The sequence below is a fragment of the Mesorhizobium sp. M7A.F.Ca.CA.001.08.2.1 genome (genome assembly GCF_003998455.1).
In the GTDB taxonomy this organism is placed as follows: domain Bacteria; phylum Pseudomonadota; class Alphaproteobacteria; order Rhizobiales; family Rhizobiaceae; genus Mesorhizobium; species Mesorhizobium ciceri.
Map to the genome: position 1 here is coordinate 1 of NZ_RZPW01001476.1, position 389 is coordinate 389.

Sequence of the window (389 nt, forward strand, 5' to 3'; positions counted from 1 at the left end):
GAACTAAGCACTCCGAGAATCGCATCTCCACGAATCACTGTCAAGAGTCATTGGCGTCGTTTTGGCGAGCAGATTTCTTTTGCCTAATCGAGGGTGGAAGAAAATGGAGACGGGTATTGCGACGACGCCCTTTGGGCGGCGGCCGATGTCGCTTGCCATGCTGGCAGCGCAAAACGATTCACGTGAAATTCCTAAGGGCAGGGTTGTCGACAAATGGCAGATCTACCGCAACCTGTGCGAGGGCAAGAGCATCGTCGGCATCAGCGACAGGGCGCTGGCCGTTCTGAATGCATTGCTATCATTCTATCCCGACAGCGAATTGAGTGAGGAAAACGACCTCATCGTTTTTCCCTCGAACGCACAGCTGTCGCTCAGGGCGCACGGAATGC

The 389-nt window shown here is 54.5% G+C and carries 1 protein-coding gene; it reads left to right on the top strand.

All coding sequences use genetic code 11. The annotated features are described in order from the left end of the window. Positions 1-103 precede the first annotated feature (103 nt). Positions 104-389: helix-turn-helix domain-containing protein (locus EN914_RS38070; RefSeq protein WP_281034717.1), on the top strand; the 286-nt coding region annotated here is incomplete at its 3' end.